Genomic DNA, 14,264 nt, shown 5'->3' on the forward strand with positions numbered 1-14,264 from the left:
CAAAACATAGAGTTAGAGCGGTTCGCCGTTTTCGTGAAACGGTGAAATGCTCTAGATCAACAGGCAATGAATTCGGCAAGGAACCAGCGTGACGATCGATTCGGCCGCCTTCGAACGCTATCGGCGCTCACCCAACACCAGGACGACCTTGCCGCGCCTGTTCCTGGGAACCGCGATAATCATCCTGTTCTGGGCCGCAACGACGATGGCCGTGCTGTTCGGCGGCATCTATGCGTTCTTTGCCTGGCAGGCCGGTGCGGCGACGCCATCCGGCGTGCATGGGTTTCTCTCCTCGCCCCTCGGCATCCTCACCGCGCTTGCGTCGTTTGCCGGCATCTGGATCGGCCTGTGGATCGCCATGCGCTGGGTCCACCGCGAGAAGCTCTCGGCGCTGCTCGGCGTCAGCCGCCGCGTGTCGCGATCGGACTTTCTCAAGGGGTTGATTGCGGTGCCGATCACCTCTCTTGTCTCCGAGATCCTGCTCTATCTCTTGCAGCCCGAGATCGCGCGCGGTCCGATCAGCCTGTCATCCTGGCTGCTGTTTGCAATGCCGATCGTCGCGCTCACCTGGCTGCAGACATCTTCGGAAGAGATGCTGTTCCGCGGCTATCTGCTGCGGGGCCTGGCCAACCGGTTCAGCAGCCCGTACATCTGGGCGCTGCTGCCGGCCCTGCTGTTCACCGCGCTGCATTGGAGCCCCAGCTCATCCGCCGCCATCAACGCCTGCGTTCTCGCCTCGATCGCCGCTTTCGCGCTGCTGCTGACCGTTGTCGTCTATGCCACCGGCAATCTCGGCGCCGCCCTCGGTGCTCATCTCGGCAACAATCTGACCGGCTTCCTGCTGATCTCGCATCAGGAGAGCTACAATTCCTTCGCCCTGTTCAACGCCAAGCCGCTCGAAGGGCCGGGCTGGACGACAGCTGATGCAGTGCTCATCGCCTTCATCGGAATCGGCTGCAGCCTGCTGACGATCGTGCTGCTTTTGCATCCGCGCTCGCCGCTCAGGGTTGCCGCCGAGCTTCCGGATAGAGCAAGCTCGGCCTGATTGCAGCCCGGGGTACAACGCGAAACTGCGCTTGTCTTGACTCTGGCGCCGATTTCCTGTCTACACCCCGAATTCCGCGACGAGTATCCCTCCGAGCAAGCCGACCAGGACGCCGAAACCTCTTCGAGGTGAAGTGCTGTAAATCGATCCTGGAGGCCAACACCCGGCAGCGCTGAGCGCCCCCGGGTGCGTTTTGGTTTTGGCTTTTGCTCGCCACGAGACTTGGACACTTGGCGCGAACGCATTACCTCTCGGGCACCGCTTGCCTGGGAAAAGGAAAAAGAATGTTTGAATCGCTTCAGGAGCGTCTTGGCTCCATCCTGAACGGCCTCACCGGCCGCGGTGCCCTGTCCGAGGCGGATGTCTCGGCAGCACTGCGCGAGGTGCGCCGTGCGCTGCTCGAGGCAGACGTGGCGCTGGAAGTGGTGCGCTCGTTCACCGACAAGGTGCGCGAGAAGGCCGTCGGCGCCGCCGTTGTGAAATCGATCAAGCCCGGCCAGATGGTCGTCAAGATCGTCCATGACGAGCTGGTCGACATGCTCGGCGCCGAGGGCGTCGCCGTCGATCTCAATGCACCGGCACCGGTCGTCATCATGATGGTCGGCCTGCAGGGTTCCGGCAAGACGACCACTTCGGCCAAGATCGCCAAGCGCCTTTCCGAGCGTCAGAACAAGAAGGTCCTGATGGCCTCGCTCGACACCCGGCGGCCTGCCGCGCAGGAGCAGCTTCGTCAGCTCGGCGAACAGGTCAAGGTCGCCACGCTGCCGATCATCGACGGCCAGTCGCCGGTCGACATCGCGCGCCGCGCCGTGCAGGCGGCCAAGCTCGGCGGCCACGACGTCGTCATCCTCGACACTGCCGGCCGTACCCATATCGACGAGCCGCTGATGGTCGAGATGGCCGACATCAAGAAGGTGTCGAGCCCGCACGAGATCCTGCTGGTCGCCGACTCGCTGACCGGCCAGGACGCCGTCAATCTGGCCAAGAGCTTCGACGAACGTGTCGGCATCACCGGCCTGGTGCTGACCCGCATGGATGGCGACGGTCGCGGCGGCGCGGCACTTTCGATGCGCGCCGTCACCGGCAAGCCGATCAAGCTGATCGGCACCGGCGAAAAGATGGACGGGCTGGAGGAATTCCACCCCAAGCGCATTGCCGACCGCATTCTCGGCATGGGCGACATTGTCTCGCTCGTCGAGAAGGCCGCCGAAAACATCGATGCCGAACAGGCGGCGGCGATGGCCAAGAAGATGCAGTCGGGCAAGTTCGACCTGAACGACCTCGCCAGCCAGCTTCAGCAGATGTCGAAGATGGGTGGCATGGGCGGCATCATGGGCATGATGCCCGGCATGGGCAAGATGAAGGACCAGATGGCTGCCGCCGGTCTCGACGACAAGATGTTCGGCCGCCAGCTCGCCATCATCTCGTCGATGACCAAGGCCGAGCGCGCCAACCCCGATTTGCTCAAGCATTCGCGCAAGAAGCGCATCGCCGCCGGTTCCGGCACCGACGCGGCCGAAATCAACAAGCTGCTCAAGATGCACCGCGGCATGGCCGACATGATGAAGGCGATGGGCGGCAAGGGCAAAGGCGGCGGCCTGATGCGCGGCATGATGGGTGGCCTCGCCTCCAAAATGGGCCTCGGCGGCATGATGCCGGGCGGCATGATGGGCGGCGGCATGCCGGACCTGTCGAAGATGGACCCCAAGCAGCTCGAGGCCTTGCAGAAGCAAGCGCAGGCATCCGGCCTTGGCGGCATGAAAGGGCTTCCCGGTGGTGGTGGTCTGCCCGGGCTGCCCGGCGGCATGAAACTTCCCGGTCTGCCCGGAATGGGCGGCGGGTTGCCTGGCCTCGGCAAGAAGAAGTGAGGACGTCATGAACGAAGAAAAGGACATGGCCGACGCACGCACCATCCTGGCCGACTATCGCGCCTCGATCGACAACATCGACGCGGCACTCATCCACATGCTGGCCGAGCGCTTCCGCTGCACCAAGGCGGTCGGCGTACTCAAGGCGACGCATGGCCTGCCGCCGGCCGACCCGGCGCGCGAGCAGCAGCAGATCGCCCGGCTTCGCCAGCTGGCGAAGGATGCCCATCTCGACCCAGATTTCGCGGAAAAATTCCTCAACTTCGTCGTCCGCGAAGTGATCCGCCACCACGAACAGATCGCCGCTTCGAACGGTGGCGAAACAAAGACCTCGCTGCCAACCGCGTGACGAAAACCAACTGAAACCCGATCAACGAACTGAGAATTTTTAGGAGAACAGAAATGCCCTTGAAGATCCGACTGGCCCGCGCTGGCTCGAAGAAGCGTCCTTACTATCACGTCGTCATCGCCGACGCCCGTTCGCCGCGTGACGGCCGGTTCATCGAGTCGATCGGCTCGTGGAACCCGCTGCTGCCCAAGGACGGCGAACGCGTCAAGGTCGACGCCGAACGCGTCAAGCATTGGCTGGCGCATGGCGCCCAGCCGACCGATCGCGTGCTGCGCTTCCTCGACGAGGCCGGACTCGTCAAGCGCGAAGCCCGCGCCAATCCGAAGAAGGCCGAGCCGGGCAAGAAGGCGCAGGAACGCGCTGCCCTTCTGAAGAAGGCGCAGGAAGACGCGGCAGCCGCTGCCGCGGCCGCCACTGCTGCACCGGTCGAGGCGGAAGCCGCCACCGCCGAATAAATATTGCCATATCGCATCCAGGAAAACGGCGGGCGAAGGCCCGCCGTTTTGCTATGTCGACATCACTTTGCGAACGCGGCCTATCAATATCCGCGTGGGCAGCGGTCGATGTAGACGCGGCCATAACGATCGCGGTAGCGGCATTCGCCCCGTTCGCTCGCCCGGCCGATCAACGCACCGGCAACAGCGCCGACAGCGCCGCCGACCACCGCGCCCTGAACCGGATTGTTGGCGACCGCCGCACCGACGGCAGCACCACCCAATCCGCCGACAGCCGCGCCCTTTTCCGTTTGCGAACAAGCGGCGAGCGGCACCAGCAAGGCCATCAAAAGCATCGTTTTCTTCATTGTCGTTCCTCTCCAGGTAGGAGCCGCCTCCTCCGCCGAGCAAATACCTAACTCGCAACTGGCCGATTTGATCCAAAGGAGATTGCCGGCGAAGGGCTAGCTTTCCAGCAGGCAGCGGAGCTTCGATTGCGGCCGGCCTTCCAATGTAAACGCCATGCGGGATATCGCTTATCGGCTGAGCCGGATCAGCGCGCGCACCCCGCGCAGCGTGTCGGAGTGGCTATCGTCACCCTTCGCGGGTGGATATTGAGGGACGTCGCGGCCCGTATCCATCGAGAGGAAAGAATGACCGGCGAAACCGATCTGAAGACACTGCTGGGATCAATGACGCCGGAACTGCTCGCCGGCACCTATGTCTTCGCCACGCTCGCGCCCGGCGTCGCGCAGCCGCGAGGCCTCGACCCGGTGATGGTGTTCCGCGAGCGCGAGGGAACGACGCTGATCGTGACCGAGGAGGCGGCCAGCGCAGCCGGCCTGACCGCTTCGTTCCGCTGCCGGATGCTGACGCTGAACATCCATTCGTCGCTGGAAGCCGTCGGCTTCCTCGCCGCCGTCACCACCCGCCTGGCCGCCGCCGGCATAGGCGTCAATCCTGTCTCAGCCTTCTACCACGACCATCTGTTCGTCCCCGCCGACCGGGCGGAGGAAGCGCTGGAGCTGTTGGTAGAGCTGGCGGGGGAAAATCGAATCTGAGGCCGGTGCTGCCCCTCATCCCCCTGCCGGGACCTTCTCCCCGTGAACGGAGAGAAGTGGCTAACGGCCAAAGGCCGAGCCCGCGACTGCGGGCCGCCGGTCGTCCGGCGCCCCCGCGGAGGGCCCGCCGCGGCAGCGGCGATACGGCCCGTGAGCGAAAACTGATGACCGTCAGGCCGCCTTCTTCTTCGGCTGGATCAGGCCGCGCTCGACCAAAAGTTCGGCAATCTGCACGGCGTTGAGCGCTGCACCCTTACGCAGGTTGTCGGAGACGATCCACATCGACAGGCCGTTGTCGATGGTCGAATCCTCGCGGATGCGCGAGATGAAGGTGGCGTCCTCGCCGGCCGATTCCAACGGCGTGATGTAGCCGCCGTCCTCGCGCTTGTCCAAGACCTGGCAGCCCGGGGCCTCTCGAAGAATATCCCGCGCCTCGTCGGCGGTGATCGGCTTTTCGAACTCGATGTTGACCGCTTCCGAATGGCCGATGAACACCGGCACACGCACGCAGGTCGCCGTCAGCTTGATCTTGGGGTCGAGCATCTTCTTCGTCTCGGCCACCATCTTCCACTCTTCCTTGGTGAAACCATCGTCGAGGAAGACGTCGATATGCGGAATGACGTTGAAGGCGATGCGCTTGGTGAACTTCTTGACGTCGACGGTGTCGGCGACGAACACGGCGCGCGTCTGCGTGAACAGCTCGTCCATGCCTTCCTTGCCGGCGCCCGATACCGACTGGTAGGTGGCGACGACGACGCGCTTGATGGTGGCGAAGTCGTGTAGCGGCTTCAGCGCCACGACGAGCTGCGCCGTCGAGCAGTTCGGGTTGGCAATGATGTTCTTGCGCGTGAACAGCGAGATCGCATCCGGGTTAACTTCCGGCACGATGAGCGGTACGTCCTGGTCGTAGCGGAAGGCCGATGAATTATCGATGACGACGCAGCCCTGCTTGCCGATCTTCGGCGACCATTCCTTGGAGACGTTGCCGCCGGCCGACATGATGCAGATGTCGGTGTCGGAAAAATCATACTGGTCGAGCGACTTGACCTTCAGCGTGCGGTCGCCGAACGACACCTCGGTGCCCTGGCTGCGCCGCGAGGCCAGCGCCACGACTTCGCTTACCGGAAAGCCGCGCTCTTCCAGTATGTTGAGCATTTCCCGGCCCACATTGCCCGTGGCGCCGACGATCGCTACCTTGAAACTCATTAGAAATCTCCTGTCCCTCTCCGCTTGGTTTTTGGAGAAACCCGCTGGCCGATGCGGGTTCCGTCCCCCGGGCCGGACCCGGGAGAGGGTGGTTAGGCCAAGGGAGTCACACCGTTTTGGTGGTGGTTTTGGCCATAGTTTTGCTGGAACGGGGAGACGCGCCGACGCGCCCGGCCCAATGATGTGCATTGCGGCCAGGGAGGTCGAATGCAAGAAACGCCATCAAAAGGCCGCGCATCGAAACTATCCTGTTCGGTGCCGGCTTTTACGCGGTTTGCGTCAAGAGTCAATTGCCGAGCGACCTCGGTTTCCCGCGCACCCTGTACAATGGCGGCTGCGCGAAGTACGAACAGCCAAGATTGTTTTGGCTGGCGCTAGGTCGGCCCGGCATGTGCTCCATGATGAGCGCAGACCCTAAATTCCGAAAGAGTGAGATGTCCAATTTCGAAGCACTTGTCCCAGCGCTTGCCAGGGCGCTGGAAAAACGCGGCTATTCCGAGCTGACCCCGGTACAGAAGGCGGTTGTTGCCCCCGAACTCGGCCAGGCCGATGCGCTGGTTTCGGCGCAGACCGGCTCCGGCAAGACGGTGGCCTTCGGCCTTGCCCTGGCGCCGACCTTGCTCGACGGCGCGGAGCGCTTTGGCCACGCCGCGGCACCGCTGGCGCTGGCCGTGGCGCCGACGCGCGAACTGGCGCTGCAGGTGACGCGCGAGCTTGAGTGGCTCTACGAACTGACCGGCGCCACGGTGGCGTCCTGCGTCGGCGGCATGGACATGCGCTCGGAGAGGCGTGTGCTGGAGCGCGGCGCCCATATCGTCGTCGGCACGCCCGGCCGGCTACGAGACCACATCACGCGGCACTCGCTCGACATGTCGGCGCTGAAGGCAGTGGTGCTGGACGAGGCCGACGAGATGCTCGATCTCGGGTTTCGCGAGGACCTCGAATTCATCCTCGACGCCGCACCGGCCGAGCGCCGCACGCTGATGTTCTCGGCCACCGTGCCGCGCTCCATCGCCACGCTCGCGCAAGGATATCAGCGCGATGCCGTGCGCATTTCAGCCGCCGGCGAGGAAAAGCAGCATCTCGACATTGAATACCGGGCGCTGAGCGTCGCCCAGCCCGACCGGGAAAACGCCATCATCAACGTGCTGCGTTTCTACGAGGCGAAAAACGCGCTGGTGTTTTGCAACACGCGCGCCGCCGTCAACCATCTGACCGCGCGCTTCAACAACCGCAATTTTTCGGTCGTGGCGCTGTCCGGCGAGCTCAGCCAGAACGAACGCAGCCATGCCTTGCAGGCGATGCGCGACGGCCGCGCCAAGGTCTGCATCGCCACCGATGTCGCGGCGCGCGGCATCGACCTGCCCAACCTCGAACTGGTTGTCCATGCCGACCTGCCGACCAATCCGGAAACGCTGCTGCACCGCAGCGGTCGCACCGGCCGCGCCGGGCGCAAGGGCGTCAGCGCGCTGATCGTGCCCAACAGTGCCCGCAAGCGCACCGAGCGGCTGTTGCAGAACGCCGGCCTCAAGGCGACATGGGCAAGCCCGCCCTCAGCCGACGACGTGATACGGCGCGACGACGAACGCATCATTGCCGATCCGGTCTTCGACGAACCGGTGAAGCAGGACGAGCGCGGTTTCATCGACGCGCTGCTCGCCAAACATGGCGCCGAACAGGTGGCCGCCGCTTTCGTGCGCCAGTGCCGCGCCAGCCGATCGGCGCCTGAGGACCTCATCGAAATCGCGCCGTTCACGCCATCGCGTGAAAGACCGGCGGGCGAAGGTTTCGCACGCCGCGACGAGGCACCCAGCCGCCGCGACGATTTCGGTGCCAGCGTCTGGTTCTCGCTGTCGATCGGGCGCCGGCAGAATGCCGAACCGCGTTGGTTGATCCCGATGCTGTGCCGCACCGGCAGCATAAGCAAGCGCGAGATCGGCGCCATCAAGATGCAACCGGATGAAACCTTCGTGCAGATCGCGGCGGACTGGGCCGACCGCTTCCTGGCGGCGATCGGTCCCGACCGCAAACTGCAAAACAACATCATTGTGAAGCGGTTGGACGGCACGCCCGATTTGTCGCGTGCCGGCTACCAGGCGCCAAGCCCCGACAAGAAACCGCATCGCGGCAAGGCGCCGTTCGATCCCAACGCGCCGAAGCGCAAGTTCGAAAAGCGCGCACCGGCTTCAGCCGATCAGCGCCCGGCAGCCGCGCACGAGACAAAGCCTTGGGCGAAGAAGCCGGGTAAGCCGAAGTTCGAAAACACCGGCGCGCCGAAGCACAAGAAGGCGAAGAAGCGGCCTTCATAAGATCGCAAGCAGCTTCATTTTCCGGCAGCGACGGCAGGCACTTCATGGTGCCGCTTGCCCATCGGCTCGGCCCTGTGCCACATCTTGATCGGGACGTGGCGAGAGGGGTGGCCTATGCGCGGCGAGGTGCTTCACTATGACGAGGACCAGGGTTTCGGCTTCATCATTGGAGACGATGGCAACCGTTACACCTTCACCCGCGAGAACCTGCGCCGGGAAAGCGCCATGCCCAGGGGCACCGTCGTCGAGTTCCAGCCGGGCGGCGGTCAGGCGCGCGATGTCTTTTCGATTGGTGTCCGGACCGCCATCGAGGCGCCGCACGTTGACGCCGGAACCAACACCGCACCGATTGAAGCTGGCAACGCACCCGCAGCTTCCGCTGTCCATGCGCCGCATTTCGGCCGCTCGTCCGGACCAGTCGAGCCCACCGGCCTCTGGGACTATTTCTGGCGCGGCGTGACGCAGAACTATTTCAATTTCGCCGGCCGGGCCCGCCGCAAGGAATATTGGGGCTATTTCCTGTTCTGGGTGGTCTCGCTGCTGATCATCGGCGGCATCGGTCTTTTCGCCGACAGCGAAATGGGCAATTTCGACAGCAGCGTATCGGCGGCGGTAACCGTTGGCCTTTGCGTCACCTTCGTGCTGGCGACCCTGCTGCCAAGCCTCGGCATGACCGTTCGCCGCATCCATGACATCGGCCTGTCGGGCTGGCTCTATCTGGTGGTGCTCATCCCGACCATCGGCAGCCTGATCATCCTGGTCTTCGCGCTGATCCCGACGCAGGCACGGGAAAACCAGTGGGGGCCGGTGCCGGCAGGCGTCAGGGTTTAGGGACGATAGCCTTCAAGGCGTCGTCCGAAAGCCGGAGAAAGACCTTCTGGCCGTGGCGTTCGGCGCCGAGCCTCGCGTAGAAACGCAGCGCGCCCTCGTTCCAGTCTTCGGAGGTCAGGTCGATGCGACCGATGCCGTGGCTAAGGCAATGATCGGCGAGAAAGCCGATCAACGCCCGGCCGACGCCGGCGTTGCGGATGTTGTCGCGCACGAACAGGTCCTTGAGGAACAGCAGCCGCTCAAGATCGATACCCGGATGCGCGATTGCCACCGACGCCAGGCCGCTGACCTCGCCGTCGACGAAGGCGAGCGCGAAATGCGGATAGGCCGGACTTTCCTCGCCAAGCCATTTGCGTGCGGCAGACAGGGCCCGGTCGGCATCGAGGCGCGGCTGCCGGTAATGCTCCGCCATCTCGCACAGTATGGCCGCCAGTGCCGCCGCGTCCTCGATCGTCGCCCAGCGGACGTCGACCGCCATGGGGATCAGCCGAGGAACCTGGCGATGATCGCGTCGCCCATCTCGACGGTGCCGACCTCGGTCATGCCGGGGGAGAAAATGTCCTTGGTGCGCAAGCCTGCGTCGAGCACGGCGGCGATCGCGCTTTCGACACGGTCGGCTTCAGCAACCATGCCGAAGGAATAGCGCAGGCACATGGCGAAGGAGGCGATCATGGCGATCGGGTTGGCAATGCCCTTGCCGGCAATATCCGGCGCCGAGCCGTGCACCGGCTCGTACAGCGCCTTGCGCTTCTTGGTCTTCACGTCGGGCGCGCCGAGCGAGGCCGACGGCAGCATGCCGATCGAGCCGGTCAGCATCGCGGCGATGTCGGACAGCATGTCGCCGAACAGATTGTCGGTGACGATGACGTCGAACTGCTTTGGCCAGCGCACCAGCTGCATGCCGCCGGCATCGGCCAGCATGTGGTCGAGCTTGACGTCTGAATAGCGCGCCTTGTGCGTTTGGGTAACGACCTCGTTCCACAACACGCCCGACTTCATCACATTGCGCTTTTCCATCGAAGTGACATGGTTCTTGCGCGTGCGTGCGAGTTCGAAGGCGACGCCAGAAATGCGCTCGATCTCGAACGTGTCGTAGACCTGCGTGTCGATGCCGCGCTTCTGGCCATTGCCGAGATCGATGATCTGCTTGGGTTCGCCGAAATAGACGCCGCCGGTCAGCTCGCGCACGATCAGGATGTCGAGACCCTCGACCACCTCCTGCTTGAGCGAAGACGACGCCGCAAGTGCTGGATAGCAGATGGCCGGGCGCAGGTTGGCGAACAGCTCCATGTCCTTGCGCAGGCGCAGCAGGCCGGCTTCGGGGCGCACCTCATAGGGCACTGCATCCCATTTCGGACCGCCAACGGCGCCGAACAGCACCGCATCCGCCGCCATCGCCTTTTCCATGTCGGCATCGGAAATCGCGGCGCCATGCTCATCATAGGCGCAGCCGCCGACCAGACCTTCGTCAGTGGAAAAATCGCTGCCAAGCTTGTCGTTCATGACAGCAATCAGTTTCTTGACCTCGGCCATGGCCTCTGGACCGATGCCGTCGCCGGCGAGCAGGAAAAGATGCTTCGTTGCCATGGAGAACCGTCCCAGAAAGGATGCGTTGCGATTTGCGGCCTTGCTAAACGCCAAGCGCTTGGCGCGCAAGCCCGCGCGCCATAACCATGATCACTGGTGCGAGAGAATGTTGACCAGCCGGTCGAACGGATCGCGCACGTAGAAGCGCCGTACGCCCCAAGGCTCGTCGGCCGGCCCGTATTCGATGGCGAAGCCGGCGGCACTCATGGCATCGAGCGCCGCATCGACATCGTCGACCTCGATCGAGAGATCCGGCACCGGCGTACCGGAGCCGCCTTGCGCCATGAAACTGACCTGCACCTGCATCTCTTGATCGGAACCGTAGGTCGCGATCCAGCCAAGATCCATCAGCACATCGAGGCCGAGCACGTCCTGGTAGAAGCGTATCGCCGCAGCGATATCAGGTGTCTCGATGTTGGCAACGATACGCCGGACTTTCATCTGCCCGTCTTTCACGCGGTGCGCCGCAGCGCCGTCACCTCGATCTCGATCTTCATTTCCGGTCTGTTGAGCTGGCAGACGATCATCGTCGCCGCCGGTCTGATGTCACCGAACGTCTCGCCGAGGATCGGGAAGACAATGTCCACGAAGGACTGGTCGGTGATGTAGTAATGCGCCCGCACCACATCGGCCATATCGAAGCCGCCGTCTTGGAGAGCCTTGCCGATCGTCGCCAGGCAATTGCGCGTCTGCGCTTCCACCGTCTCCGGCATCGTCATCGTCGCATAGTCGTAGCCGGTCGTTCCGGACACGAAACACCAGTCGCCCTGCACCACCGCGCGCGAATAGCCGGCGGTCTTTTCGAACGGCGAGCCGGTGGAGATCAGTTTTCGCATGGTGTCCTCGCAGGATTGAGGGTGGCCATTTTGCAGGGAATATGCTGATCCGGCCATAGGCCAACGCAGAGGGATCGGCGGTGCAAACCTTCGACGCCTGCGGGACAACACCCCCCTCTGGCCTGCCGGCCATCTCCCCCGCAAGGAGGGAGATTGGCAGCTTTGACGAACCGCCATTCTTGCAACGTTGAAAGAGTTGCGAAAGTCGTGGTGACGGCCGATCTCCCCCCTTGCGGGGGAGATGCCCGGCAGGGCAGAGGGGGGTGTGAAGGATCGCGGTGAAACGGTTTTTAGTTCACCGCCAAAATGCTTAATTCGCCGACCCCAGCGCCTTGTCCAGCGCCTCCTTGACATCTGCCGGCCATGTCGTGACCGCCGGCCAGGCGTTCGGCTCGCCATTGTCGCCGCGGCGGGCGAAATAGAGTTTGTGCTTGGCCGGGTCGACCGCCATGAAGCCGTCATTGCCGCCGCAGTCATGCGGCACGCAGCCGCTGGCATAGAAGGCGCCCGAAGCGGTCTTTTCTGTGCCGCCTCCGACCAGCAGGCTGGTCGCCATGTCGGGCATGTCCTTGCCCAGCAGCTTTTCAGCTTCCTTGTAGACAGCCTCGTTGTGGAAGGCGTCGATGATGTTTTGGTACTTTTCCGGATCGATGTCCTTCCAGTCCGTGCCGGGTTCCGGCATGTAGCTCAGATTGCCCGAAATCGTCAGCCCGTCGGTCGGCGACCATTGCAAAGCCGGCTTCTGATCCCCCGGCAACAGATAGGGTACGAAATAGATGGCGTTGTCCGACACCGCCGATGGCGGCGCGCCGCAGTCGTCCTGCTCGACCGTGGTGCTCTGGATGGTGCCGCCTTCCGGCTTCCAGACGATCACTGTCGCCGGCCCGCATTGATTGCCGCCATCGCCGACATCGAACAGCGCCACCTTGACGCCTCCGACCTCGACTATTCTGTCGAAGAAGACGTCATAGTTGGTGGCCAGCTGCTTGCCGTCATAGGCAAGCACCTTCTCCCCGTCCTGTTCCGGTTGGGTGATGGTCAGCTGGCCGCCTTCGAATGGCACAGGCGCTTGGCTGTCGTCGTCGGAAGCGTCGGCGGCGTCTGCTCCCTGGTCGGAGGCAGGCTTTTCGGCCGCAGGCGCCTGCGCGGTGGGCGTCTGCGTCTGGGCGTGGCCCACGGCAGCCAGCAAAAGAAACGCCAGCCCGCAGGTGCCGGCAAGAAGCGAACGAGCCATGACGTCCCTCCACTCAGTCGCAACGAACCCGCCTATCCGCCCGGAGCGTACCGCTCAGGCCCACGGACGCTGTTCGGCGTTCTTCTTCTCGAACGAAGCGATGGCGCCGGCCTTCTCCATGGTCAGGCCGATATCGTCGAGCCCGTTGAGCAGGCAGTGCCGCTTGAAGTCGTCGAGGTCGAAGGTGACCACGCCACCATCCGGGCCGCGGATCTCCTTGGCCTCGAGATCGACCGACACCGTGGCGTTGGAACCGCGTGACGCGTCGTCCATCAGCTTCTCGAGATCCTCGGGGCTGACGGTGATCGGCAGAATGCCGTTCTTGAAGCAGTTGTTGTAGAAAATGTCGGCGAACGAGGTCGAGATGACGCAGCGAATGCCGAAATCGAGCAGCGCCCACGGTGCATGCTCTCTGCTCGAGCCGCAGCCGAAATTGTCGCCGGCGACCAGAATCTGCGCCTTGCGGTAGGCCGGCTTGTTGAGCACGAAATCCGGATTTTCCGAACCGTCGTCCTTGTAGCGCATTTCGGCGAAAAGGCCGGTGCCGAGCCCGGTGCGCTTGATCGTCTTCAGATAATCCTTGGGGATGATCATGTCGGTGTCGACATTGACGATCGGCATCGGAGCCGCGACGCCGGTGAGCTTGGTGAATTTTTCCATGGCTTTTGCCCGTGTTTTCGTTGCGGGGGAATTTGCTGACGCCGGTTTACACAATGCCGGCGGCAAATAAAAGGCAACTGTTTGTGCGCGGCGTATGGCGGCGAGCCCGCCCCGTCTCGACCGGAGGCCTCCAGCATGTAGCTGGCGCTCTTCCCCTGAGCTACGGGCTGCCGGGACGGCTTTACCATGCCGCATGCCAAAACTGAAACACTTCAAAAAGTGGCTTCGAAATGCTCGCCCGCTGGTGCATTCTGGCAGCCATGATTGAGAATTCGCACGTCCTCTATGCCAGCGAGCCGGAGCTCGCCATTGCCGAGTTTCGCCGCGTGCTGGTGGAATCCGGCCTTGGCGAAACGCGCCCTGTCGATGACGACGCTCGCCTGCAGACGATGCTTTCAGGTGCAAACCTGCTCCTGACCGCACGTCTCGACGTGGAGGGCAAGCCACTGATCGGCGTTATCAGGGCGCTCACCGACTTTTCCTGGGTCTGCTACATCTCCGAACTCGCCGTTTCCCAATCGGCGCAGGGGTTCGGCATTGGCAAGGGCCTGATGGACGAGGCGCGCCGGCAACTCGGGCCGTCCGTCGCCATCAGCCTGATCTCCATGCCCGATGCCGTCGGCTTCTACGAGCGCATCGGCATGAAGCGCATGGCCGACGCCTTCTGGCTCGCCCGCAAGGGCTGACTGCGGTCACTTGACTTGCAACACTAGCGGGACAGCACCCCCCTCTGGCCTGCCGGCCATCTCCCCCGCAAGGGGCAGGGGAATCGCATATGAGTAAGAGTAAGTCTTGCGTTGAGTGGAAAGGTTGATTCTTTAGGGGCCTTCTCTTTGAAGAGGAG

At 63.5% G+C, this 14,264-nt stretch carries 16 protein-coding genes; 8 read left to right on the forward strand and 8 right to left on the reverse strand.

Annotated elements, in window-relative coordinates:
* Positions 1–88: 88 nt before the first annotated feature.
* The 4 genes from NKJ01_RS14470 to rpsP all read left to right on the forward strand — a co-directional run bounded on the left by NKJ01_RS14470 (position 89) and on the right by rpsP (position 3,717).
* Positions 89–1,045 (forward strand): CPBP family intramembrane glutamic endopeptidase, encoded by a 957-nt coding sequence (locus tag NKJ01_RS14470; RefSeq protein ID WP_352728813.1) that lies wholly within the window; start codon positions 89–91, stop codon positions 1,043–1,045.
* A 284-nt stretch (positions 1,046–1,329) separates the two neighbouring features.
* Positions 1,330–2,913 carry a signal recognition particle protein gene (gene ffh, locus NKJ01_RS14475; RefSeq protein WP_352728815.1) on the forward strand — a complete coding sequence of 528 codons (1,584 nt, stop codon included), beginning with the start codon at positions 1,330–1,332 and terminating at the stop codon, positions 2,911–2,913.
* A gap of 7 nt (positions 2,914–2,920) precedes the next feature.
* Positions 2,921–3,262 carry a chorismate mutase gene (locus tag NKJ01_RS14480; protein ID WP_023758950.1) on the forward strand — a complete coding sequence of 114 codons (342 nt, stop codon included), beginning with the start codon at positions 2,921–2,923 and terminating at the stop codon, positions 3,260–3,262.
* Positions 3,263–3,315: 53 nt separating this feature from the next.
* Positions 3,316–3,717: a 30S ribosomal protein S16 gene (gene rpsP, locus NKJ01_RS14485; protein ID WP_352728817.1), complete on the forward strand. Its 402-nt coding sequence runs from the start codon at positions 3,316–3,318 to the stop codon at positions 3,715–3,717.
* Between the two features lie 83 nt (positions 3,718–3,800).
* Here rpsP and NKJ01_RS14490 read toward each other — a convergent pair whose 3' ends face one another.
* A complete protein-coding gene (locus NKJ01_RS14490) occupies positions 3,801–4,064 on the reverse strand; it encodes a YMGG-like glycine zipper-containing protein (RefSeq protein ID WP_023758952.1) in 264 nt (87 codons plus the stop codon).
* Positions 4,065–4,349: 285 nt separating this feature from the next.
* Between NKJ01_RS14490 and NKJ01_RS14495 the strand changes: the two genes are divergently transcribed.
* The gene (locus NKJ01_RS14495) at positions 4,350–4,757 is read left to right on the forward strand and encodes an ACT domain-containing protein (protein ID WP_352728820.1); all 408 of its coding nucleotides are present in this window, start codon (positions 4,350–4,352) and stop codon (positions 4,755–4,757) included.
* Between the two features lie 171 nt (positions 4,758–4,928).
* Here NKJ01_RS14495 and NKJ01_RS14500 read toward each other — a convergent pair whose 3' ends face one another.
* Positions 4,929–5,963 carry an aspartate-semialdehyde dehydrogenase gene (locus NKJ01_RS14500; RefSeq protein ID WP_352728824.1) on the reverse strand — a complete coding sequence of 345 codons (1,035 nt, stop codon included), beginning with the start codon at positions 5,961–5,963 and terminating at the stop codon, positions 4,929–4,931.
* 434 nt (positions 5,964–6,397) lie between these two features.
* Between NKJ01_RS14500 and NKJ01_RS14505 the strand changes: the two genes are divergently transcribed.
* Together NKJ01_RS14505 and NKJ01_RS14510 are read left to right on the forward strand one after the other, a co-directional pair.
* Positions 6,398–8,272, forward strand: a complete 1,875-nt coding sequence (locus tag NKJ01_RS14505; RefSeq protein WP_352728826.1) for a DEAD/DEAH box helicase — start codon at positions 6,398–6,400, stop codon at positions 8,270–8,272.
* Between the two features lie 114 nt (positions 8,273–8,386).
* Positions 8,387–9,103 (forward strand): DUF805 domain-containing protein, encoded by a 717-nt coding sequence (locus NKJ01_RS14510; protein WP_352728827.1) that lies wholly within the window; start codon positions 8,387–8,389, stop codon positions 9,101–9,103.
* Here the strand turns inward: NKJ01_RS14510 and NKJ01_RS14515 are convergent.
* The 6 genes from NKJ01_RS14515 to leuD form a co-directional block, all read right to left on the reverse strand.
* The gene (locus NKJ01_RS14515) at positions 9,093–9,581 is read right to left on the reverse strand and encodes a GNAT family N-acetyltransferase (RefSeq protein WP_352728829.1); all 489 of its coding nucleotides are present in this window, start codon (positions 9,579–9,581) and stop codon (positions 9,093–9,095) included. The genes NKJ01_RS14510 and NKJ01_RS14515 overlap by 11 nt on opposite strands.
* Positions 9,582–9,586: 5 nt before the next feature.
* Positions 9,587–10,690, reverse strand: a complete 1,104-nt coding sequence (leuB, locus tag NKJ01_RS14520) for a 3-isopropylmalate dehydrogenase (protein WP_352728831.1) — start codon at positions 10,688–10,690, stop codon at positions 9,587–9,589.
* Between the two features lie 90 nt (positions 10,691–10,780).
* Positions 10,781–11,131, reverse strand: a complete 351-nt coding sequence (locus NKJ01_RS14525) for a VOC family protein (protein WP_352728833.1) — start codon at positions 11,129–11,131, stop codon at positions 10,781–10,783.
* A gap of 11 nt (positions 11,132–11,142) precedes the next feature.
* Positions 11,143–11,526: a RidA family protein gene (locus tag NKJ01_RS14530; RefSeq protein ID WP_352728835.1), complete on the reverse strand. Its 384-nt coding sequence runs from the start codon at positions 11,524–11,526 to the stop codon at positions 11,143–11,145.
* 310 nt (positions 11,527–11,836) lie between these two features.
* Entirely contained in the window at positions 11,837–12,760 is a 924-nt protein-coding gene (locus tag NKJ01_RS14535; RefSeq protein ID WP_352728837.1) for an Ivy family c-type lysozyme inhibitor, read from the reverse strand.
* A gap of 54 nt (positions 12,761–12,814) precedes the next feature.
* Positions 12,815–13,420: a 3-isopropylmalate dehydratase small subunit gene (gene leuD, locus NKJ01_RS14540; RefSeq protein WP_023762456.1), complete on the reverse strand. Its 606-nt coding sequence runs from the start codon at positions 13,418–13,420 to the stop codon at positions 12,815–12,817.
* 260 nt (positions 13,421–13,680) lie between these two features.
* On the opposite strand from leuD, the gene NKJ01_RS14545 reads away from it, so the two are divergent.
* Entirely contained in the window at positions 13,681–14,106 is a 426-nt protein-coding gene (locus tag NKJ01_RS14545) for a GNAT family N-acetyltransferase (RefSeq protein ID WP_352728839.1), read from the forward strand.
* Positions 14,107–14,264 lie beyond the last annotated feature (158 nt).

This window comes from Mesorhizobium sp. M0276 (assembly GCF_040321755.1).
GTDB lineage: Bacteria > Pseudomonadota > Alphaproteobacteria > Rhizobiales > Rhizobiaceae > Mesorhizobium.